Here is a 22,078-nt window from a genome sequence, read left to right on the forward strand (position 1 = left end):
CCGCCCCCCCCCCCGCCCCCCCCCCCCCCGCCCCCCCCCCGCCGCCCCCCCGGCCCCCCCCCCCCCACCCCCCCCCCCCCCCCCCCCCCGGGGGCCCCGGGGGACCGATCGAATCGTGCGGCAGGACCCGAGGTTACGCCGTGTCGGGAGAGGGAGCTTCGGGCCCGGACACCGCGCGCTGCGGCACGGTGCCGAAGGTCCGCACCAGCTCCATCTCGTCGGTCAGCGTGTTCGCGAGCCTGCGGACGCCTTCCCGGATGCGTTCCGGCGTCGGGTAGCAGTAGGACAGCCGCATCTGCCGGGCCCCGAACGAGTCCGCGTAGAAGCCGGTGCCGGAGGCGTACGCGACCCGCTGGGTCACGGCGCGCGGCAGCATCGCCTTGGTGTCCACGCCTTCCGGGGCGGTGAGCCACACGTAGAACCCGCCGTCGGGCTTGGTCCAGGTGCAGCCGACCGGCATGTGCTGCTCCAGGGCGCCGAGCATCGCGTCGCGGCGCTCCCGGTACTGCTCGCGGAAGGTCTTGATCTGGCCCTTCCAGTCGTGCGTGGTGAGGTAGCGGGACACGATCATCTGGTTCAGCGTGGGCGGGCACAGCGTCGCCGATTCGGCGGCGAGCACCAGCTTCTCCCGCACCGCGTGCGGGGCGAGCACCCAGCCGACGCGGAGCCCGGAAGCGAAGGTCTTGGAGAACGAGCCGAGGTAGACCACGTTCTCCGGATCGAGGCTGCGCAGCGCCGGGTAGGTCTGCCCGTCGAAGCCGAGCAGGCCGTACGGGTTGTCCTCGAGCACCAGGATGTCGTGCTTGCGGCAGATCTCGAGGATCTCGGCGCGGCGCTCCACGGCGAGCGTGACGCCGCCGGGGTTGTGGAAGTTCGGGATGGTGTAGAGGAACTTGATGCGTTCGCCGCGCGCGGTGACCTCGGCGATCGCGTGCCGCAGCGCCTCGGGCTGGAGGCCGTCGTCGTCCATCGCGACGTGCACGACCTTGGCCTGGTAGGCGGCGAAGGAGCCGAGCGCACCGACGTAGGACGGTCCTTCGGCGAGGACCACGTCGCCCGGGTCGCAGAACAGCCTGGTCACCATGTCCAGCGCCATCTGGGAACCGACGGTGACCATCACGTCGTCCGGGTGACCGGTGATCCCCTCGGCGGCCATGATCTCGCAGATCTGCTCGCGCAGCTCCGGCACGCCGTGCGCGGAGCCGTACTGCAGCGCGGCTTGGCCGTCATCGGCGATGAGCCGGGCGACCTCGGTGGCGAGCGAGTCCAGCGGTAGCGCGGCGAGGTTCGGCATGCCGCCGGCGAGCGAGACGACCTCGGGCCGGCTGGCCACGGCGAACAGTGCCCGGATCTCCGATGCGGTCATGCCTGCGGTCCGCTGGGCGTAGCGGTCGCGGTGCGCGTCGAGGTTGCGCGCCGCTCCTGCCTGCTGGACCGCTGCCTCCTGCTGGGGGCCGGGCTGCTGCTGATCGGTCGGGTTGCTGCCGTGATCGGACATTCCGCGCTCCGGTGGATCGGGTGTGCGCTGTAGTGATCGTCTCCTGTTACCGCTAGGTGACGGTCGCGCGAGTCTATCTGTGCTATCGCGTCCGGCGGTGGCTTGTGTAACGGGCGCCTCGCACAAACCTGCTTGACGGTAACCCATCTCACCATTCCGGGGGACACTGGGAAGGACGAGATGCTTCCGGCGCTCGGTGGGGTCGGCTTATCCTTGCGGCACCCCACCTGCCGTGCGTGGGTTCTGGCGGATTGCAGGGGAGGTCAGGGTGTCGCGACGCGTCGTAGGCGTCACGCTGGACAACCTCGACCACTTGCCACCGAAGTGCCGTCGCTGCGTGTTCTGGGAACTCGCGCCGCACATCCGGGAGCAGGCCGAGGAGTTCGGCGAAACCGGTCTCGAGAAGGAGGCCTGGGTCTCCAACGTGCTGCTGGACTGGGGGTCCTGCGGCCGGGTGCTCTACGTCGACGAGGTCCCCGCCGGTTACGCCCTCTACGCCCCGCCTGCCGCGGTGCCGCGGGCCGCGGCGTTCCCGTCCGGGCCGGTCAGCGCGGACGCGGTGCTGCTCACGGCACTGCGGGTGATGCCGGACTTCGAGCACGGCGGCCTGGGCCGGGTGCTGCTGCAGAACGTGGCGAAGGACCTGACGAAGCGCGGCGTGCGCGCGATCGAGGCGTTCGGGGACCTGCACGAGGAGACCGACAGCTGCGTGGTGCCCGCCGGGTTCTTGCAGCAGGTCGGGTTCAAGACGGTCCGGCAGCACCCGAAGTGGCCGCGGCTGCGGTTGGAGCTGCGCACCGCGATCTCCTGGAAGGAAGACGTCGAAGCAGCGCTCGAACGGCTGCTCAGCACGGTGTCGGTGAAAACGGCGGAGCCGGCCCTCGGGTGAGCCGTCGAGTCCGGTGCGGCGACCGGCTCCGCGCTGCGGGCGGTGCTCAGGCGCCTTCGGCGCGGGTGAGCTCGTGCCGAAGCAGGTCGTCGAAGGTGAAGGTGCCCGTCGGCTGATCGTCCTTGCCGAGCAGGTAGAGCCGCTTCACCGCGACCAGCAAGCCCTCGGCGATGATGTCGCGGAACGCCGGGTCGAGCAGCCGCCGCCGGTCCTCCGGGTTGGTCAGGTAGCCGATCTCGGTGCGCACCGCGGGCATCCGGGTGAGGCGCAGGACTTCCCACGTCTTCGGGTGGATGCGGCAGTCGAGCATGCCGGTGCGGGCCACGATCTCGCGCTGCAGGAAACCGGCCAGCGCCTCCCCCACCGTGGAGGTGGTGCCGTTCCCGGTGCCGAAGTGGAAGCTGGCGACGCCCTGCGCGGCCGGTGCCGCGTTGGCGTCCATGTGCAGCGACAGGAACAGGTCGGCGCCCGCCTCGTTGGCGAACCCGGCGCGGTCGGCTTCCGGCGGGCAGGAGTGCGGCCCGCGGGTTATCAGCGCTTCCATCCCGGTGGCGACCATGCGGCCTTCGAGCCTGCGCGCCAGGTCCCAGGCGATGTCGGCTTCGTTGACACCGCCGACGGCGACGCCGCGGTCGGTGCCGCCGTGCCCGGGGTCGAGCACGATGCGCTTGCCGCGCAGCAGCGGCCCGGCGCGGCGCACCTTCTCCTGTTCCCGCAGGTAGACCGGCCTGCCGCCGCGGACCTTGGGGGCGAGCTGCTTGAGCGCGCGCAGCGTGCCCGGCCCGCAGATGCCGTCGGCGTTGAGCCCGTAGTCGCGCTGGAAGCTGCGCAGCGCGTGCTCGGTCTGCCAGCCGAAGATGCCGTCGGGCCTGCCCGCGTCGAAGCCGAGTTCGAGCAGCCGCTCCTGCAGGGCGAACACGTCGTCCCCGCTGACCGGTTTGGACACCAGGTAGGCCAGCGATCGGTCACCGAGCCGCCAGCGCGCGTCGATCAGCGCGCGGTAGGTGGCAGGACCGACGACCCCGTCGGTGATCAGTCCGCGTCGTTGCTGGAAGACGCGCACCGCGTGTTCCACCGCTGCGTCGAAGTGCGCGGGACCGGACGCGGTTCCGTTTGGGGGGGCCGGTAGGAGACCCAGCGCAGCAAGGGTGTTCCTGATCTCGGCAACGGCCGGACCGACGTCACCGCGGTGGAGCAGCTGCATGCACTCCTCGCTCGATTCAGGCGCCGGACGGATCCCGGCGCGTAGGACGGTCGTACTCCCCCGAATGTCCACTTTTGGGTGGAAGGGTTCGGATGCGAACCCACCGGCTCATTGTGCCTTGCCTGCAATGCAGCGGCGCTGCGGGCCGCTCGCAGCGCGCTGCGCACGGCGTGACCTCGCGCGTACCGGCGGGAACGACGGAACCCCGCGCACCTCCGCGCGGTGGCGGGGCGGGCGGGGTTCCGGTCGGTGCGACGGGTCAGCGACGCGTCACAGGTAGTCCTCCAGGTCGGACAGCAGCGCGGCCTTCGGCTTGGCGCCGACGATCTGCTTGACCGGTTCCCCGTTGGAGAACAGCAGCAGGGTGGGCACGCTCATGACCTGGTAGTCGCGGGCGATCGACGGGTTCTTGTCGATGTCCAGCTTCGCGACGGTGATCTTGTCCTGGTGCTCGCCGGCGATCTCCTCGAGCACCGGGGCGACCATCTTGCACGGGCCGCACCAAGTCGCCCAGAAGTCGACGAGGACGGGCTTGTCGCTGCCCAGCACGTCGGTCTTGAACGAGTCGGCGTCGACGGTCACGGTGTTGTTCGCGGCCATGTTCATCTCCCTCGGGTGGAATTCAGGTGTCGGTTCCGCGCTCAGCGCGCTGCCGCGGTCTCGGCGGCCGGCGCGTAACCGCCGCCTTCGTGCTCGGGCGCGACGTGCGCGGCCTCGCTCATCTCGTTCTCGGCGAGCCACCGCTCCGCGTCCATCGCGGCCGAGCAGCCGGAGCCCGCGGCGGTGATGGCCTGCCGGTAGGTGTGGTCGACGAGGTCACCCGCGGCGAAGACGCCGGGGATGCCGGTCCGGGTGGTCGGCTGCTGCACGGCGACGTAGCCCTCGTCGTCGACCTCGACCTGGTCGCGCACGAGTTCGCTGCGCGGGTCGTGGCCGATGGCGACGAACATCCCGGTCACGTCCAGCTGCGATTCCTCGCCGGTGCTGGTGTCGCGCAGCTTCAGGCCGGTGACGGCGGTGTCGCCGAGCACCTCGGTGACCGCGGCGTTCGTGCGCCAGCGGATCTTCTCGTTGGCCTTGGCCCGCTCCAGCATGATCTTGGAGGCGCGGAACTCGTCGCGGCGGTGGATGATCGTCACCGAGTCGGCGAACTTGGTGAGGAACGTGGCCTCCTCCATCGCCGAGTCGCCGCCGCCGATCACGGCGATGTGCTGCTCGCGGAAGAAGAAGCCGTCGCAGGTGGCGCAGGCGGACACGCCGCGGCCGAGGAGCTTCTCCTCGCCGGGGATGCCCAGGTAGCGCGCGGCGGCACCCATCGCCAGGACGATCGCCTTGGCGCGGTACTCGACGCCGTTGGCGACGACCCTCTTCACCTCGCCTGCGAGGTCGATGTGCTCGACGTCCTCGGCGCGCAGCTCACCCCCGAACCGCTTCGCCTGTTCCCGCATCTGCTCCATGAGCTCGGGGCCCATGATGCCGTCCCGGAAACCCGGGTAGTTCTCCACTTCGGTGGTCGTCATCAGCGCGCCACCGAACTGCGTGCCCTCGAAGACCAGTGGCTCCAGCTCGGCCCGCGCGGCGTACACCGCGGCGGTGTAACCGGCAGGGCCGGAGCCCACGATGATGAGGTTGCGGACGTCGTCGCTCACCGCGCCCCTTTCGTTGTCGCGTGCCGCCCGCCGCGCAGCACGCGCGAGCGTATCCGGGTCAACGCGATCCTAGGCGTCTCTGTTCCCGGCACCGCTCCCCGTGACGAGCGCGACCCGGTCAGCCGCCGAGGGTGCTGTCGGAGATCGTGGCCGGCCGGTTCGGCCCGCAGTCCTGGCCGACGATGAGGATCCGGAACCTCCCGATGCCGCCGCCTTGCAGCACCAGCGCCCTCGCCGGCCGGCCGTCGATCGTGACCTCCCGGGCACCGAGCGGGTTTCCGCTGGTGACGCCGTTGGCCTGCAGGCAGCCGAGCAATCGCGCCGGGTCGGTGAGCTCCCCGTACTGCTCGGCGGAGAGGACTTCGCCGAGGTGGTTCGCGGGCAGCGTGTCGCCGCCGCGCAGCGCCAGCGGTGGCGGGCCGTCCGCGGGCCGGGCGCTCTCCGGCCGACCGGCCTGCGGGGTGCTGTCGCCGCCAGGGACGGCGGTGCCCAGCACCACGATCCCGGTGACGGCGGCGGCCGCCGCGAGCAGGCCCGTCGTCCAGCCGACCCGCTTGCGCCTGCGGGCGCGGGCGGCGGCGAGGTCCAGCACCGGGGCGGGTTCGCCCTCCCCGACCGGTGCGGAGCCGGCGGTTGGAGAAGAGTCGGCGGCTGGGGAAGAGCCGACGGGCTGCGTCGTGCCCGGCCAGGCGTCGAGTTCGGCGCGCAGCACGTCGTCGAGCCGGGCCGCGACGTCCGCGGGCATCGCGGGCGCGGGCACCTCCGGCGACGGCTCCTTGAGGTCGTCGAGGCCCCGGAGCTCCGAGCTCGTCGCGTCCAGCGCGGCGAGCAGCGCGCTCGCCTCCGGATCCTCCTGGATGCGCGGCAGGAGCCGTTCGGCCGTCTCCGAGTCCAGCGCACCCGCGTGCAGGTCCGCCACCAGATCCAGCGACCACGGTGGGCCTTGCGGCGTGTCGGGGCGCCGTTGTTCGCCGCTCATCGTCCCTCCCGTCGACGCTTGGCGTTGGCGTCATCTGGGACGTTCGCATCCGCACTCGGGTTCCGCAGGTGCCCCAGAAGTTTCGCCAGCTTCACCCGCCCACGGGCGCAGCGGCTCTTCACGGTGCCCTCGGCGATGCCGAGCGCGGCGGCCGTGTCGGTCACCGAGTAGCCCTCGACGTCGACGAGGACGATCGGTGCGCGCTGCTCCTCGGGGAGGGCGGCCAGCGCTTCCTGCACGGCCATCCGGGTGTCCTGCTCTTCGATCGCGTCGCGCGAAACGGCGGGCTCCGCCGGTCCGGTCTCGGGCAGCGGAACCGTGGGCCGCGCCTGGCGGCGGCGGATCCGGTCCAGGCAGGCGTTCACCACGATCCGGTGCAGCCAGGTCGTGACCTGCGATTCCGCCCGGAACGACCCGGCGTTGCGGAAGGCGGAGATCATCGCGTCCTGCAGCGCGTCGGAGGCTTCCTCGTGGTCGCGCATCGTCCGCAGCGCGACCGCCCACAACCGGTCCCGGTGCTTGCGGAAGAGCGCGGCGAACGCGTCTCGATCGCCGTTGACGTGCGCCGCGAGGAGCTCGGCGTCCGTTCTCTCGGGGGCAGACACGGTTCAGCACTCTACTGATCGTGATCCCGCCCACGAGCACCGCGCCGCGGCGGTCCGCACCCGCGCGGGACCGGGATCGCGGTGATCCCGCGCGGGACGCGCGACGCGCCTGGTCAGGCGGCCGAACCGGCGAGGGTGATCTCGTTGATCCGGCTCTGGAACTTGCCGTCGGTCGGGGCGAGCTGCGTCAGCCACACGATCACGTGCTGGGTGGGCTGGGCCGCGTCGATCGGGATGGTGGTCTGCCCCGCGGACAGCGTCTGCTTGCCGAGCACCTGGCTGGAGTTCAGGTCGGGGCTGGTGCCGTCGGCCGCGCGGATCTCCACCACGGTGCCCGCGCTCGGCGAGTCGATGACCACTTCGCGCAGCGTCGTCGGCGACGCGAAGGTGAGCACGGCACCGGTACCGGACTTGAACCCGCTGCCGAACTGGTCGTTGTAGGAGTCGGTGGCCCAGGAGGTCGCCGGGTCGCCGTCGAACAGGTTGCCGAGCTTGCCGGGGCTGTCCGGCGTCTGCTCCAGCACGAACGGCGAGCCGCCGGTGACCTTGACCGGGACGGACTGCTCCGGGCCGGGCGCGGGCTGCTGGTTGCCGTCCTCCAAGGTCACGGACGGGCCTTCGGCCTCCTGGTTGCCCGCGACCAGGCCGATCAGGTTCGCGACGATCCAGCCGACGACGAGCAGCGTCGCCACGGCGAGCGCACCGACGCTGATGGCCAGCTTCTTGCGCTTCACCTCGTCCGGCTTCGGGTCCTGGGTGCTCCAGACCTCGTTGCTCTCCCGCGCGCCGCCACCGGCCGGGGCGGCCTGCATGGTGGAGGTGGAGGCGTCCTCCTCGAAGGTGGCGTGCTGCTCCAGCACGCGGAGCACCGCGGCCCCGGTGCGGACGCCGCCGGTGGTGCCGTGCGTGTCGGGGCTGCCGAGGGCGCGCAGCGCGACCGTGGACAGCTCCAGCGGCACGGTGGGGCGCAGCGTGCGCGGCGCGACGATGGTGCCGTCCGGACCGGTCGGCGCGGTCGGCAGCCCGTCCGGGGCCGCGTCCAGCGCCCAGCGACCGGTCAGCAGCAGGTACAGCACGGCGCCGAGGCCGCGCACGTCGTCGCTGGAGCTGGCGGTGGAGAGCGGTCCGGGGAAGGCCATCCGGACCTCGCCCTCCGGCGTCACCCGGATCCGCTGCGGGTGGTCGGCGCCGAGCACGAGCCCGGCGTGGTGGGCGGCTTCGACGGCCGCGGCCAGCGGCTGCAGCACGCGCGCCGCGGTTCCCGGCGCGAGCGGTCCGCCCGAGATGAGTTCGATCAGGTCGGTCCCGTGGGTCCACTCGGCGATGACGACGCCGAGCACCCCCTGCGGATCGCCCGGGGCGGGCGTGACGACGTCGAGCACCCGCGCGACGCCGACGTGGTTGAAGGTGCTGGCGTGCATCGCGCGTTCCAGCGTGCGCCGCGCGCTCGACGCCGCGTCCGAGTGGGAGCGGTCCCCGGTCAGGATGGTCAGCGCGACGTCGCGTCCGAGCACACCGTCCTTGGCCCGCCACAGTTGCGCGTCGCACCGGGGATCCGCGCCGACCTTCTCCAGCAGGCGGTATCGGCCGTGGTCGAGTACCGCCCCGGGGGTCAGCTGTTCGGCGTCGTCCGCCGTCGAATCGCCCGCGTCACGTTCCGGCATCGCTTGCCTGGTCGGTTTGCTGCTCACCTTCCCTCTCCCGCTCCTCCCGCTCCAGCCGGGGGGCACTGAACACCCCCTCCCCACGGGAGAAGACTTCCGCTCCGAGGGTACGTGACGCCGATGTCAACGACGACGCAGCAGAGCGGTGAGCCGCCCGATCGCAGGCCGCGGTTCCCGCACCCGGAGCAACACCGCCGGACCGGGCATCGCGCCCGCCCTGGTCGGCACCGGTCGAGCCAGGTCGGCGGTCGCCTCCGCACCCGGGTCGCGGGCGGGGCGGAAGCGGTGCCGCCGCACCGCGCGGTTCGTGCCCGGCGGGCGACCGCCGCACGCGCGACGAGGTGCGGAGTCGTTCGCCGGCGGTGCGGACCGGTCGCCGCCGGCGCGGCCGATCCCCCGCACCCGCCGCCGGCCGGTGGGGGTGCGGCGTCGCTCAACGGCGCAGCATGGCCCTGACCCGCCCGATCGCGGGTTCCAGTTCCCGCACCCGGAACAACGCCATCAGGCCGAAGATGACCGCGAAGCCGACGACCGTGCCCGCGAGCAGCTGCAACCAGCCCGTTCCCGACCCCGCTTCGCCGGGGACCACGGCGTCCACGCCGAGCACGACGCCCCAGGTCACGAGGCCGCCGAGGACCGAAGCCAGCAGCGTCTTGCCGAGCGTGATCAGGAAGACGCGCCCTTCGAGCCGCCCGAGCCGGTGGCGCAGCCAGACCTCGCCGACCACCCAGCCGACCACGAAGCTGAACGAGTTGATGAACACCAGGGCGTACAGGACCATCTCGGGGTCTTCGACCAGGCCGCACAGCAGCGCCAGCCCGACCTTGACCACGGTCATCACGACCATGATCAGCGTCGGCGTCCGGGCGTCCTTGAGCGCGTAGAAGACGCGCATCTGCATCATCGTGATCGCGTAGGGCAGCACGCCGAACGCCGAGACGGCCAGCGCGATACCGATCTGCCCGGCATCGCCGCTGCTCTTGCCGACCGAGAACAGGGCCAACGCCAGCGGGAGCCCGATGGCGCTCATGACGCCGCTGATCGGGAGCAGCGTGACCGTGGACAACCGGTTGCCCAGGGACAGGTCGGCGACGACCTTCGGGTAGTCGTGGTCGGCGGCGGCCCCGCTCATCCGCGGCAGGATCGCGGTCATCACGGAGAACCCGATGACGCCGTACGGGAGCTGCAGCAGCATCCACACGTAGTTGTACATCGACCACACGACGGCCCGGGTGCCGACGCCGCTCATCACCATCAGGCCGATCTGGCTGACGCCGACGTAGGCCAGCATCCACAGCGCGAGGCCGCCGAACTCGTTGAGCCGCGGGTCCCAGCCCCACCGCCAGCGGAACCGGAATCCGGTGCGGCGCAGCGCCGGGACCTGGATGAACGCCTGCGCGACGACGCCGAGGGTGACCCCGATCCCCAGCGTCAGCAGGTGCGCGTCGGTCATCCGGATCGGGTTGACGGTGAGTTCGCCGGGCAGCGTCCAGTAGACGCAGATGGTGGCGATCACGACGATGTTGTTGACGACGGGAGCCCAGGCCGGTGGGCTGAAGATCTGCTTGGCCTGCAGGATCGCGCTCATCAACGCGCTGATCCCGTAGAACAGGATCTGCGGCAGCAGCAGGTAGGCGAACGCGGTGGCCAGCTCCGGACTGGCGTTGCCCCCGTCGCGGACGTACAGCCACACCAGCCCCGGTGCCGCGACGACGGCGAGCGCGGTGCCGATCACCAGCATCACGACCGACAGCGTCAGCAGCCGCTGGATGTAGGACTCGCCGCCGTCGGAGTCCGACTTCTGCGCGCGCACCAGGACGGGCACGATCACGCTGGTCAGCACCCCGCCGATCAGCAGCTCGAACACGCTGTTCGGCAGGTTGTTCGCCACGGTGAAGGAGTCGTTCTCGACGCCGAAGCCGATGATCAGCGCGAGCAGGATCTTCCAGCCGAAACCGGTGATCCTGCTGATGAGGGTGGCGATCGCCATCGAGCCGCTGGCGCGCAGCAGCGACTTGCCGCCGCCACCGCCGCCGCCGGTGGGGCGCAGCACCTGGGTCTGCTCCTGGGTCTGCTCGGCGGCCTGGTCGAGACCCGGTTCGGGCAGCACCGCCGGGATGGGCTGCGTCTCGGCGGCGTGCCAGCCGGATCGCGCGGCGGCACCGCGTTCGGCGGGCACCGGCCGGGCCGCTGCGGGCACCGGCTGCTGCGGCCGGGGCGCCTGCGGCGGGCCACCGGGCTCGACACGCGGGATGTGCTGCGTCCGATCGTCGGCGGGAGCCGCCGGGCCGCCGGGACCGCCCGGACCCGCCGGGTGCCGCCGTGCTTCCGCGTCGCTGTCTCGGTTCACTGCCTGTGCCCTTCACTCACCGCCTGTGCCGGCTCGCGGGGTGTCACTCCCGCGGGTGGCCGGACCAGGATGTCAGCTCGGGCTGCGGTCACTTTCGGTGGTGCTGCCGGAGACCGCGGTGGACTCGGCGACGGACGCCTCCCCACCTTCCGAGGCGGGGCCCTGCCCCGCGCCTGCCGCGGCCAAGCGGGCCCGGCGCGCCCGCAACCGGCGCAGGATGCGCCGCCCGGACAGGATCACCAGCAGCGCGCTGGCGATCGCGGTGAGGCCGACGGTGAACGGGTCGTAGGTGTAGGACTGCAGCTGGATCCGCTTCGCCGTGCCCAGCTTCGTCCCGGCCTCGGTGGTGACCGCCACGTCGACGGTGAACTGGCCCGCCCGGTGCACCTCGGTCTCCAACCGGAAGTGCCTGCGCCCCTGCGCGGGTACCCGGATGACGCCGAGGTCGCGGGTCTCCAGCCCGGCCGTCGCGGGGATGCGCAGCCGCACCGACACGGTCACCGGCAGGTCGTTGGTGACGGTCATCGGGATCGGCGCGTTCGACGCGGTGAGCGTGATCTTCCCGGCGAACTCGTCGAGCCTGACCTGTGAGAGCACCCCGTCGAGGGTGTCGGTGGCGACCCGCACCCAGTGCCGGGCCGCGGCCGGGTCGTTGCGCCAGGCGCTGGAGGCGCCGCGCAGCAGCCCGTTGCGCAGCGGCGTGGTGAGCGCCGCCCGGTCCAGGTCGGTCGCCGGGTCCTTCTCGCTGGAGCGGTACAGGTCGCCGACCTTGTAGTTCTGCTCGGCGAGCTGGTCGAGCACCGGCTGCGGGATCTCCTCGGCGGCGTTCTCCGCCGGGTACTCCGGTCGCGCCACCGGCAGCGCCGCGTCGCTCTGCTCCGCCTCGCCGCCGCGCTCGGGCAGCCCCGCGGGGCGCACGTACCCGGCTTCGGCGAGGCCGCGCAGGCCGTCCAGCAGCGAACGCAGGTCCTCCCCGCTGAGGTTCCAGCGCCGCGGCGGCGCCAGCACCGAGGTCGCGCCGTCCTGGGCGCCCAGCGTGGCGCGGTAGGTGAGCGCCCCGAGCGCGTTCTGCACGCTGGCCGCGCCGCCGTCCTCCGGGGACATCGCCGTCGTCTCGCGCGGGCCGCCGTGGTTGGGGTCCAGCGCCCCGGACAGCAGCGGATCGATCGGCAGGGCCGTCGGCCCGTCCTCGAACAGCCGGGACGGGGCCGGCGAGCCGGTGGACGTCGAGGCCGGGTCGACGAGCACCGTGTCGATGCCGAGGCCGGTGAGCCTGCGGGAGATCGGCTCGTCCAGCGCTCCTTCGATGGGCCAGAGCACGCTGCGGCGCGGTTCGGTGGCCAGCACCTGCTTCACCAGGCTCGCGCCGTCCAACGAGCCCTTGATCAGGTCGGGCAGACCGGCGTGCTCCAGGGCGAGCAGGTCCGAGTCGGCGTAGGGCAGCGCCAGCACGCACCGCCCGGCGGTCGCCTCGCGCAGCTTGTTCAGCCACAGCTGCGCCGAAGCCGCCCCGGTGCCCTCCTGCGTCCCGCCGTCGGGCCGCCGCACCAGGTAGCCGCGGCTCATGGCCTGGACGGTGGCCAGCAGGTCGGGGTCGACGGCGACGCACAACCCGTTGCCCAGCGGCGATCCGGCGCCCGCGCCGTCCACCACGGACTGCACCAGGTCGTAGAGCCTGCCGCCGGGGGTGAGCGAGGCGGCGAGCGCGTCGTCGGCGAGCACGGCCCGCTGGTCCGGCGTGCCCTCCTGCTGCATCCGCGGGTAGTCGACGATCGGCAGCAGCACGGCGATCGCCGCGGGTTCCGCCGGCTTCGCGGGCGGGGCACCGGGCGGGGCCAGCACCGGCAGCAGGAAGCGGGACTCGCCGATCCGCGCGCGCCCGCCGTCGTCGGGCTGGCCGTTGACGTTGACCAGCAGCGGGAACGAGCCGGATTCGGCGATCTCCAGCGAGTCGGGCCCGGTGAGCGGCACCTTCAGCTCGAACGGGGCCTGCTGGCCCGGGGCGAGGGTGTCGATCAGCGGCCGGAAGCTCGTCTCGTCGACCGTGGCGGCGTTGCCGCGCAGCGCGTCCTGCACGGCGGGGTCCGACTGGGTCGGGTAGCCGCGCTGCACGCGGGCCTCGATGCCGTTGATGGTGCTGCCGGACCGGTTGGTGATCCGGCCGCTGATGCTCACCTCACCGGTCGAGCCCGAGACCACCGACGGCGTGACTTTGGTCACTTCGAGCTGGGTCGCGTCGGACCCCTGCGCGCTCGCCGTGCGGGCCGAGGTGATCGGAATCCCGCTGATCAGCAGGACCGCGACCACTGCGGCTAGCAGACACCTCACCCCGGCTCCGTTCCCGTGTTCCGGGGAGTCTTGCCGCTCCCCTGCTCGTCCGCGCCCGGCTGGGGATCGCCGAGCAGCGCGAGCGCGTGCCGCACCAGACGCCGTTCGTCGGCGTAGGCCAGCACCTCGTCCAGTTCACCTAGCGGCACCCAAGCCACCTCGGTGACCTCCACGTCCTCGTCCGAAAGTTCTCCGCCGACCGCGTCCAGCAGGAAGTGGTGCACCGTCTTGTGCACGCGCCGGTCGCCGGCGACGAACCAGTAGTCGATCGTGCCGATCGCCACCGTCACCCGTCCGATGATCCCCGTCTCTTCCGCGACCTCGCGCACCGCGGTCTGCTCCGGCGTCTCACCAGGCTCGATGTGGCCCTTCGGCAACGACCACAGCAGTCGCCCCCTGCGGTCGGACCTCCCGATGATCGCAGCGAGCCGTTCCGGCTCGGCGACCACCAGCCCCCCGGCGGAGGTTTCGTCCACGGTCCGCAGCCGCCGGCGCCGGCGGCGGTTCCGGCGCCCCGGCTGTGCGCCGCCGGAGCGGCCGGGCGACGGAGGCATGCGGCCGATGGTAATGCGATCAGCGACCGCACCGGTGGTCGAAGCGGCCCCGGAGATCCTTCGCTGAGCAGCCGATATCCTCTCCCCGTGGCCCCTTCGACCCGTGACGCCCCGGACGAGACCGACCTGCGCGCCCGCGCCCGCGAGGCCCAGCCCAGCGCGCAGCCGACGGAGGCCCAGCGCAGCGCGGTCGCCGAGCTGGTCGAGGCCGCCCCGGTCGTCGCGGAGCTCGCCGAGCGGTTCGCCGCCGCGGGCCATCGGCTGTACCTGGTGGGCGGCAGCGTCCGGGACGCGCTGCTGGGCAGGCTCGGCACCGACCTGGACTTCACCACCGCGGCCCGCCCGGAGCGGGTGCGGGAGCTGCTGGACGGCTGGGCGGAGACCGTCTGGGACACCGGGATCGAGTTCGGCACCCTCGGCGCCTACAAGCGCGGCACCACGGTGGAGATCACCACGTTCCGCGCCGACAGCTACGACGGCGTCACCCGCAACCCGGAGGTGGCGTTCGGCGACACCATCGAGGGCGACCTGCTGCGCCGCGACTTCACGGTGAACGCGATGGCCGTCGAGCTGGGCGCCCGCGAACTCGTGGACCTGCACGACGGCCTCGCGGACCTGGCAGGCGGCAGGCTGGACACCCCCGCGACCCCGCAGGAGTCGTTCGCCGACGACCCGCTGCGGATGCTGCGCGCCGCCCGGTTCGCCGCCCAGCTCGGGTTCGAACCGGCCGAGCGGGTGCTGGCGGCGATGCGCGAGATGGCCGACGAGCTCGCCCGCATCACCCCGGAGCGGATCCAGGCGGAGCTGTCGAAGCTGCTGTGCGGCCGGTACCCCCGCAAGGGCGTGGAACTGCTGGTGGAGACCGGCCTGGCCGAGCACGTGCTGCCCGAGGTGTCGGCGATGCGGCTGGAGATCGACGAGCACCACCAGCACAAGGACGTCTACGAGCACTCGCTGGTGGTGCTGGAGCAGGCCATCGACCTGGAGCGGGCGGCCGACCCGGACGGCGAACCCGACCTGGTGCTGCGGCTGGCGGCGCTGCTGCACGACATCGGCAAGCCGGGCACCCGGCGGTTCGAGCCGGGCGGCGGGGTCAGCTTCCACCACCACGAGGTGGTCGGCGCGAAGATGGCCCGCAAGCGGCTGCGGGCGCTGCGCTACTCGAAGGAGATCGTCGGCCAGGTCTGCGAGCTGGTGTACCTGCACCTGCGCTTCCACGGCTACGGCGACGGGCAGTGGACCGATTCGGCGGTGCGCCGGTACGTGACGGACGCGGGCCCGCTGCTGCCCCGGCTGCACAAGCTGGTGCGGGCCGACTGCACGACGCGGAACAAGCGGAAGGCGAACGCGCTGCAGCGCTCCTACGACGATCTCGAGGAGCGGATCGAGCGGATCGCCGCCGAGGAGGACCTGGCGCGGGTCCGCCCGGACCTGGACGGCAACGAGATCATGCGGCTGCTGGGGCTGCCGCCGGGGCCGCTGGTGGGCCGGGCGTGGAAGCACCTGAAGGACGCCCGGCTGGACCGCGGCCCGATGGAGCACGAGGACGCCGTCGCCGAGCTGCACCGCTGGGCCGCCGAACAGGGCATCGAGGTCCCCGGCGAGGCCTGATCCGCCGGGCTGCGCGGCGGGTGCGGAAGGTTGGCGGCGAGTGGGCTTCGCGACTCCGCCGATCGCACCTCCCGGCCGGGCTCAGGCGCCACGCGTCGAGACGAGCGTTCCCGATTCGCGTTCTCCCTGGTCAGCTCGATCTATTAATACTCAGGTGAATCGCTGAGCACGCAAGATTCACTGTTCGCAGTCGAGCGGGTCGATCGAGCGGTCGTGAGCGCCGGAAACCGCCCGCGTTCGCGGCACGGTCACGCCAGGCGGCTTTCCGCTCTGCGATCATGCGGGGGTGGAACCAGACGCGGAGGTGGAGCCGGGGACGCTGCTGGTGGCTGCTCCGCAGCTGCTCGACGTGAACTTCCGCCGGACGGTGGTCTACATCATCCACCACCGGAACGAAGGCACCCTCGGCGTCATCCTCAACCGGCCCAGCGAGGTCGCCGTCAGCGACGTGCTGCCGCAGTGGGCCCCGCACGCCAGCGAACCGCCCTCGCTGTACGTCGGCGGCCCCGTCGAGCAGCGCACCGCGATCTGCCTCGCCGCGCTGCGCGCCGGGGAGGACGTCGGCCGGATCAGCGGCATGGTCGGGGTGCGCGGGCCGGTCGGGCTCGTCGACCTCGACGGCGACCCGGAGGACCTGGTGCCGCGCGCCCGCGGCCTGCGCTTCTTCGCGGGCTACGCCGGGTGGGACGCCAAGCAGCTCGCCGGGGAGATCGAACGCGGCGACTGGATCGTGGTGCCCGCGCTGCCGGACGACGTGATCGTCGCGCCCGGCGCGGACCTGTGGGGGCGGGTGCTGCGCCGCCAGGGCACCCCGCTGGCCTTCCTCGCCACCCACCCCGGTGACGTGAAGGTCAACTAGCCCGGAACGCGAGAACGCCCGCGGATCGATCTCCGCGGGCGTTCCGACGTCGAGGTGGGGTCAGCCGCAGCAGCCGCCGGGGCAGCCGCCGCAACCGGCGGCGACCGGTGCCGGGATCGCCTCGGCGGCCCGGTTGCCCAGGACACCGCCGACGACCATCAGCGCGAACGCACCGGCGATGCCGAGCACCGCGACGACGACCGCGCTGGTCGTCGTGCTCAGCAGCGGCTCGGACACGCCGGCGAGGATCGCCACGGCGCCACCGGCGAGCATCGCGGGCGCCGCGACCCGGTTGCCGAGCTCGAACGCCTCTTCGCTGCGCAGCGTCGCCGGCGTGCGCACACCCACGTAGCGGTTCGGCGGCAGCTGGCTCCGCAGTCCGCGCCACCCGATGAACACCAGCGCCGCGCCGAGTACGACGAGCAGCGCGCACAAGACCATCTGCACAGCCATCACCTGGACAGGGTACGACCGGCCCCGTCCCGGCATCCGCGCGCTACCCGGTGGCGTTCGCTGGATCACACGGCGAGCAGGGGTTCCGATCAGCGGTGCCGCCCGGGATCGTCCGGCCACCGGCGACCCGCCGCGCGGCCTCCGGACGGGCCTGCGGAAAAGCGGTTGGGGGTGGGCGGCACACTGGGGGTGTGCGATCCGCGCGGTGAGCAGGGAAGGAAACGCGGTTGATGAGCGGCCAGGCAGCAGGTGCGACGAGCGAGCCGACGGGAACGTCGGGCGGGGGTGAGGAGACGCCCCGGTTCCGCTACACCGCGGAGACGGCGGCGCAGGTCGAGCAGCGCTGGCAGCAGCGCTGGGAGGAGCTCGGCACCTTCCACGCGCCGAACCCGTCCGGGCCGCTGAGCACCGGTTCCGAGCTGGACGCGGCGAACAAGCTGTTCATCCAGGACATGTTCCCGTACCCCTCCGGTTCGGGGCTGCACGTCGGGCACCCGCTGGGCTTCATCGGCACCGACGTCTACGCCCGCTTCCACCGGATGCTGGGCCGCAACGTGCTGCACACGATGGGCTTCGACGCGTTCGGCCTGCCCGCCGAGCAGTACGCGGTGCAGACCGGCACGCACCCGCGCACCACGACCGAGCAGAACATCGAGCGCTACCTGCGCCAGATCCGCCGGCTGGGCCTGGGCCACGACGAGCGCCGTCGCATCGCCACCACCGACATCGAGTTCTACAAGTGGACCCAGTGGATCTTCCTGCAGGTGTTCCACGCCTGGTACGACCCGGACGCGGACGGCGGCAAGGGCCGGGCACGGCGGATCTCCGAGCTGGAGCAGGAGTTCGCCGACGGCGTGCGCAGCACCCCGGACGGGCGTCCCTGGGCCGAGCTGGACCGCGCCGAGCAGCGCGAGCTGATCGACTCCTACCGGCTGGCGTACCTGTCCGAGGCGCCGGTGAACTGGGCGCCCGGCCTGGGCACCGTGGTGGCGAACGAGGAGGTCACGGCCGACGGCCTGACCGAGCGCGGCAACTTCCCGGTGTTCCGCCGCAACCTCAAGCAGTGGATGATGCGGATCACCGCCTACGCCGACCGGCTGGTGGACGACCTGGACCGGCTGGACTGGCCGGACAAGGTCAAGAGCATGCAGCGGAACTGGATCGGCCGCTCGCAGGGTGCCAACGTCACCTTCGCGCTGGACGGCTCCGCCGAGCGGGTCGAGGTCTTCACCACCCGCCCGGACACCCTGTTCGGCGTCACCTACCTGGTGCTGGCCCCGGAGCACCCGCTGGTCGACGAGCTGACCGCGGCCGAGTGGCCGGAGGGCACCCGCGACGGCTGGACCGGCGGCGCCCCCACTCCGGCGCAGGCCGTCGCCGACTACCGCCGCACCGCGTCGATGAAGTCCGACCTGGACCGCCAGGAGAACAAGGACAAGACCGGCGTGTTCACCGGCGCGTGGGCCACCAACCCGGTCAACGGCAGCCGGATCCCGGTGTTCGTCGCGGACTACGTGCTGATGGGCTACGGCACCGGCGCGATCATGGCGGTGCCCGGCGAGGACACCCGCGACTGGGACTTCGCGCAGGCCTTCGAGCTGCCGGTGGTGCGCACCGTGCAGCCCACCGAGGACCACGTCGACGGCGCCTTCACCGGTGACGGGCCGCGGATCAACTCCGCGAACCCCGCGGCCGGGCTGGACCTGAACGGGCTGGACCTGGACGAGGCCAAGCGCACCGTCGTCGACTGGCTGGCCGAGCGCGGCCACGGCACCGGCACCGTGCAGTACAAGCTGCGGGACTGGCTGTTCGCCCGGCAGCGCTACTGGGGCGAGCCGTTCCCCATCGTCTACGGCGAGGACGGCGAGCCGCTGGGCGTGCCGGAGAGCTCGCTGCCGGTGGTGCTGCCGGAGGTCGCGGACTACTCGCCGCGCACCTTCGACCCGGAGGACGCGGACAGCAGCCCCGAACCGCCGCTGGCGAAGGCCACCGAGTGGGCCGAGGTGGAGCTGGACCTGGGCGACGGCCTCAAGCACTACCGCCGCGACACCAACGTGATGCCGCAGTGGGCCGGTTCCTGCTGGTACCAGCTGCGCTACATCGACCCGGTGAACGACTCCGAGTTCGTCGACCCCGCCAACGAGCGGTACTGGATGGGCCCGCGCCCGGCGAGCCACGGCGCGACCGACCCGGGCGGGCTGGACCTGTACGTCGGCGGCGTGGAGCACGCGGTGCTGCACCTGCTGTACTCCCGGTTCTGGCACAAGGTGCTGTTCGACCTGGGCTTCCTGAGCTCGGAGGAGCCGTACCGGCGGCTGTACAACCAGGGCTACATCCAGGCGTTCGCCTACACCGACGCGCGCGGCGTGTACGTGCCCGCCGAGCAGGTCGAGGAGCGGGACGGGAAGTTCTTCTTCGACGGCGAGGAGGTGCGCCGCGAGTACGGGAAGATGGGCAAGAGCCTGAAGAACTCCGTCTCCCCAGACGAGATGGCCGACGCCTACGGCGCCGACACGCTGCGGCTGTACGAGATGGCGATGGGCCCGCTGGACACCTCGCGGCCGTGGGCGACGAAGGACGTCGTCGGCTCGCACCGGTTCCTGCAGCGCCTGTGGCGCAACGTCGTCGACGAGACCACCGGCGAGCTGCGCGTCACCGAGGAGCAGCCGGACGACGAGGTGCTGCGCGCCCTGAACAAGACGATCGACGGCGTGCGGGAGGACTTCGACGCGCTGCGGTTCAACACGGCGGTGGCGAAGCTGATCGAGCTGAACAACCGGGTCACCAAGGCGTACTCGGGCGCGGCGGGCACGCCGCGCGCGGTGGTGGAGCCGCTGGTGCTGATGGTCGCGCCGCTGACGCCGCACCTGGCGGAGGAGCTGTGGCAGCGGCTGGGCCACGCCGAGAGCCTGGCGCGCGGCCCGTTCCCGGCGGCCGACGACCGCTACCTGGTGGAGGACACCGCCGAGTACCCGATCCAGATCAACGGCAAGGTCCGCTCCCGCGTCGTGGTGCCCGCGTCCGCGGGCCAGGACGAGGTGCGCGCGGCGGCGATGGCCGACGAGAAGGTGGTCGCGGCGCTGGACGGCGAGGAGCCGCGCAAGGTGATCGTGGTGCCGGGCCGGCTGGTCAACGTCGTGGCCTGACCCCGTTCCGCACGAGCGGCCCGCTCCCCCGGCTCCCGGGTGGCGGGCCGTTTCGCGCTCGTCCGCGTGTCGGGGCGGTGGGCGGTGGCCGCGGGTCGGCAGGATCGATCGCGGCCCGCATCACGGGCGCGGTGGCGAGCGAGGTCACATGGTCGAGTTACTGGCGAGTAACTAAGCTCGGCGCCGACGGCACCAGACCTGTGGAGGCTGGCATGGACATCCCGAAGACCCCCGCCCGGTTCGACGCGACCGAACTGGCGACGCTGCTCGACGGGCGCTGGGCTGGAGTCCGCGCCAAGGTGCGCGAAGCCCTGGAGGGCACCGAACTCCCGCCCGGCGACCACCTCGACACCGAGGCCCACCGCGCGCAGACCCTCGAACAGCTGCACCTGCTGGTCAAGAGCGGCATCCCCGAGATCGGCTTCCCCGTCGCGCAAGGCGGCCGGGGCGACGTCGGCGGCTCCGTCGTCTCGCTGGAGATGCTCGCCGGGAACCTGTCGCTGATGGTCAAGTCCGGTGTGCAGTGGGGCCTGTTCGGCGGCGCGGTGCAGGCGCTCGGCACCGAGCGCCACCACGAGCGCTACCTGCCCTCGATCATGAACCTGGACCTGCCCGGCTGCTTCGCGATGACCGAGACCGGTCACGGATCGGACGTGCAGCACCTGCGCACCACCGCCACCTACGACCCGGCGACCGAAGAGTTCGTCGTGCACACCCCGCACGAATCGGCGCGCAAGGAGTACATCGGCAACGCCGCCCGCGACGGGCGGATGGCGGTGGTGTTCGCCCAGCTCATCACCGGCGGCGAGCGGCACGGCGTGCACGCGCTGCTGGTGCCGCTCCGCGACGAGCAGGGCGCGCCGATGCCCGGCGTGCACCTGTCCGACTGCGGTCGCAAGGCCGGGCTCAACGGGGTCGACAACGGCCGGATCACCTTCGACCAGGTGCGGGTGCCGCGCGAATCGCTGCTCAACCGCTACGGCGACGTGGCCGCCGACGGCACCTACAGCAGCCCGATCGAGAGCACCGGCAAGCGGTTCTTCACCATGCTCGGCACGCTCATCCGCGGCCGGATCTCGGTGGCGGGGACGGCGGGCAGCACCGCGAAGCTCGCGCTGGAGATCGCGCTGCGCTACGCGACCGCGCGCAGGCAGTTCGACCGCCCGGGCACCTCGGAGGAGACCGTGGTGCTCGACTACCTCGCCCACCAGCGCAAGCTGCTGCCGGCGCTGGCGAAGTCCTACGCGCTGCACTTCGCGCAGGAGCAGCTGGTGCAGACGCTGCACGACGTCTCGGTCTCCGGCGACGAGCGGGCGCAGCGCGAGCTAGAGTCCCGCGCGGCCGGGCTCAAGGCGGTGACCACCTGGCACGCCACGCACGCCATCCAGACCGCGCGCGAGGCCTGCGGCGGCGCCGGCTACCTGGCGGAGAACCAGCTGCCGCAGCTCAAGGCGGACACCGACGTGTTCACCACCTTCGAGGGCGACAACACGGTGCTGCTGCAGCTGGTCGCGAAGGGGCTGCTCACCGATTACAAGGACCAGTTCGACGAGCTCGGCACCGTCGGCATGGCCCGCTTCGTCGCCGACCAGTTCGTCGGCACCGTCATCGAGCGCACCGCGGCGAAGTCGCTGGTGCAGCGCCTGATCGACGCGGCGCGGGACGACGAGGACGCGGTGTTCGACCGCGGCTGGCAGCTGAAGCTGTTCGACGAGCGCGAGCGGCACGTGCTCGACGGGCTCGCCCGCAGGCTGCGCCGCGCCGCGGGCAAGGACGCCGACCCGTTCGCGGTGTTCAACAACGCCCAGGACCACGTGCTGCGGGCGGCGCGGGTGCACATCGACCGGGTCGTGCTGGAGGCGTTCGTCGCCGGTGTCGAGCGGTGCCCCGACCCGGCGACGGCGCAGCTGCTGGAGCGGGTGTGCGACCTGTACGTGCTCAGCACGATCGAGGAGGACCGCGGCTGGTTCCTGGAGCACGAGCGGATCACGCCGCGGCGCGCGAAGGCGGTGACCGAGGCGGTGAACGGGCTCTGCCAGGGCCTGCGGCCGCACGCCGTCGAGCTGGTGGAGGCGTTCGGCCTGCCCCGCCAGTGGCTGACGGCGCCGATCGCGACGGGCGCGGAGCACGCGCGGCAGGACGCGCAGCGCGCGCACGACCGCACCCTCGGCTGATCTCCGGAACCGGGGGGGGGGGGGGGGCGCCCCCGGGCCCGGCGGGGGGGGGGGGGGGGGGGGGGGGGGCGGGGTGGGGGGGGGGGGCGGGGGGCGGGGGGGGGGGGGGTTGGGG

Annotated in this window: 16 protein-coding genes; 5 read left to right on the forward strand and 11 right to left on the reverse strand. The window is 72.5% G+C overall.

Annotation, left to right across the window (positions count from 1 at the left end; translation table 11 throughout):
• Positions 1-133 precede the first annotated feature (133 nt).
• Entirely contained in the window at positions 134-1,498 is a 1,365-nt protein-coding gene (locus tag LCD31_RS08190) for a PLP-dependent aminotransferase family protein (RefSeq protein WP_224957035.1), read from the reverse strand.
• A gap of 268 nt (positions 1,499-1,766) precedes the next feature.
• Here LCD31_RS08190 and LCD31_RS08195 point away from each other — a divergent pair, with 268 nt between their 5' ends.
• Entirely contained in the window at positions 1,767-2,387 is a 621-nt protein-coding gene (locus LCD31_RS08195; RefSeq protein ID WP_224957036.1) for a GNAT family N-acetyltransferase, read from the forward strand.
• Positions 2,388-2,433: 46 nt separating this feature from the next.
• Here LCD31_RS08195 and LCD31_RS08200 read toward each other — a convergent pair whose 3' ends face one another.
• From LCD31_RS08200 to LCD31_RS08240, 9 genes are all read right to left on the reverse strand, one after another.
• Positions 2,434-3,591, reverse strand: a complete 1,158-nt coding sequence (locus LCD31_RS08200; RefSeq protein ID WP_224957037.1) for an N-acetylmuramoyl-L-alanine amidase — start codon at positions 3,589-3,591, stop codon at positions 2,434-2,436.
• 270 nt (positions 3,592-3,861) lie between these two features.
• Positions 3,862-4,191 (reverse strand): thioredoxin, encoded by a 330-nt coding sequence (gene trxA, locus LCD31_RS08205; protein ID WP_224957038.1) that lies wholly within the window; start codon positions 4,189-4,191, stop codon positions 3,862-3,864.
• A gap of 41 nt (positions 4,192-4,232) precedes the next feature.
• Entirely contained in the window at positions 4,233-5,240 is a 1,008-nt protein-coding gene (trxB, locus tag LCD31_RS08210; RefSeq protein WP_224957039.1) for a thioredoxin-disulfide reductase, read from the reverse strand.
• 118 nt (positions 5,241-5,358) lie between these two features.
• Positions 5,359-6,219: a hypothetical protein gene (locus LCD31_RS08215; protein WP_224957040.1), complete on the reverse strand. Its 861-nt coding sequence runs from the start codon at positions 6,217-6,219 to the stop codon at positions 5,359-5,361.
• Positions 6,216-6,824, reverse strand: coding sequence for an RNA polymerase sigma factor SigM (gene sigM, locus LCD31_RS08220; protein ID WP_224957041.1), 609 nt, complete (start codon positions 6,822-6,824; stop codon positions 6,216-6,218). Before sigM ends, LCD31_RS08215 begins: the two co-directional genes overlap by 4 nt.
• 113 nt (positions 6,825-6,937) lie before the next feature.
• Entirely contained in the window at positions 6,938-8,515 is a 1,578-nt protein-coding gene (locus LCD31_RS08225) for a protein kinase family protein (protein WP_224957042.1), read from the reverse strand.
• A 406-nt stretch (positions 8,516-8,921) separates the two neighbouring features.
• A complete protein-coding gene (murJ, locus tag LCD31_RS08230) occupies positions 8,922-10,838 on the reverse strand; it encodes a murein biosynthesis integral membrane protein MurJ (RefSeq protein ID WP_224957043.1) in 1,917 nt (638 codons plus the stop codon).
• Between the two features lie 72 nt (positions 10,839-10,910).
• On the reverse strand, positions 10,911-13,145 hold the full coding sequence (locus LCD31_RS08235) for a DUF6049 family protein (RefSeq protein WP_224978068.1): 2,235 nt from the start codon (positions 13,143-13,145) through the stop codon (positions 10,911-10,913).
• A gap of 17 nt (positions 13,146-13,162) precedes the next feature.
• The gene (locus LCD31_RS08240; protein ID WP_224957045.1) at positions 13,163-13,720 is read right to left on the reverse strand and encodes an NUDIX hydrolase; all 558 of its coding nucleotides are present in this window, start codon (positions 13,718-13,720) and stop codon (positions 13,163-13,165) included.
• Positions 13,721-13,846: 126 nt separating this feature from the next.
• Between LCD31_RS08240 and LCD31_RS08245 the strand changes: the two genes are divergently transcribed.
• Both LCD31_RS08245 and LCD31_RS08250 read left to right on the forward strand, forming a co-directional pair.
• Positions 13,847-15,331 (forward strand): CCA tRNA nucleotidyltransferase, encoded by a 1,485-nt coding sequence (locus LCD31_RS08245; protein WP_224957055.1) that lies wholly within the window; start codon positions 13,847-13,849, stop codon positions 15,329-15,331.
• A 286-nt stretch (positions 15,332-15,617) separates the two neighbouring features.
• Positions 15,618-16,190, forward strand: a complete 573-nt coding sequence (locus LCD31_RS08250) for a YqgE/AlgH family protein (RefSeq protein WP_224957047.1) — start codon at positions 15,618-15,620, stop codon at positions 16,188-16,190.
• A 60-nt stretch (positions 16,191-16,250) separates the two neighbouring features.
• Here the strand turns inward: LCD31_RS08250 and LCD31_RS08255 are convergent, their stop codons facing one another.
• The gene (locus LCD31_RS08255) at positions 16,251-16,643 is read right to left on the reverse strand and encodes an SdpI family protein (RefSeq protein ID WP_224957049.1); all 393 of its coding nucleotides are present in this window, start codon (positions 16,641-16,643) and stop codon (positions 16,251-16,253) included.
• Between the two features lie 230 nt (positions 16,644-16,873).
• Here LCD31_RS08255 and leuS point away from each other — a divergent pair, with 230 nt between their 5' ends.
• Positions 16,874-19,789: a leucine--tRNA ligase gene (leuS, locus tag LCD31_RS08260; protein WP_224957051.1), complete on the forward strand. Its 2,916-nt coding sequence runs from the start codon at positions 16,874-16,876 to the stop codon at positions 19,787-19,789.
• Positions 19,790-20,001: 212 nt separating this feature from the next.
• Positions 20,002-21,963, forward strand: coding sequence for an acyl-CoA dehydrogenase (locus LCD31_RS08265; protein WP_224957053.1), 1,962 nt, complete (start codon positions 20,002-20,004; stop codon positions 21,961-21,963).
• Positions 21,964-22,078 lie beyond the last annotated feature (115 nt).

This window comes from Saccharopolyspora sp. 6M, from assembly GCF_020176775.1.
GTDB lineage: Bacteria > Actinomycetota > Actinomycetes > Mycobacteriales > Pseudonocardiaceae > Saccharopolyspora_C > Saccharopolyspora_C gregorii.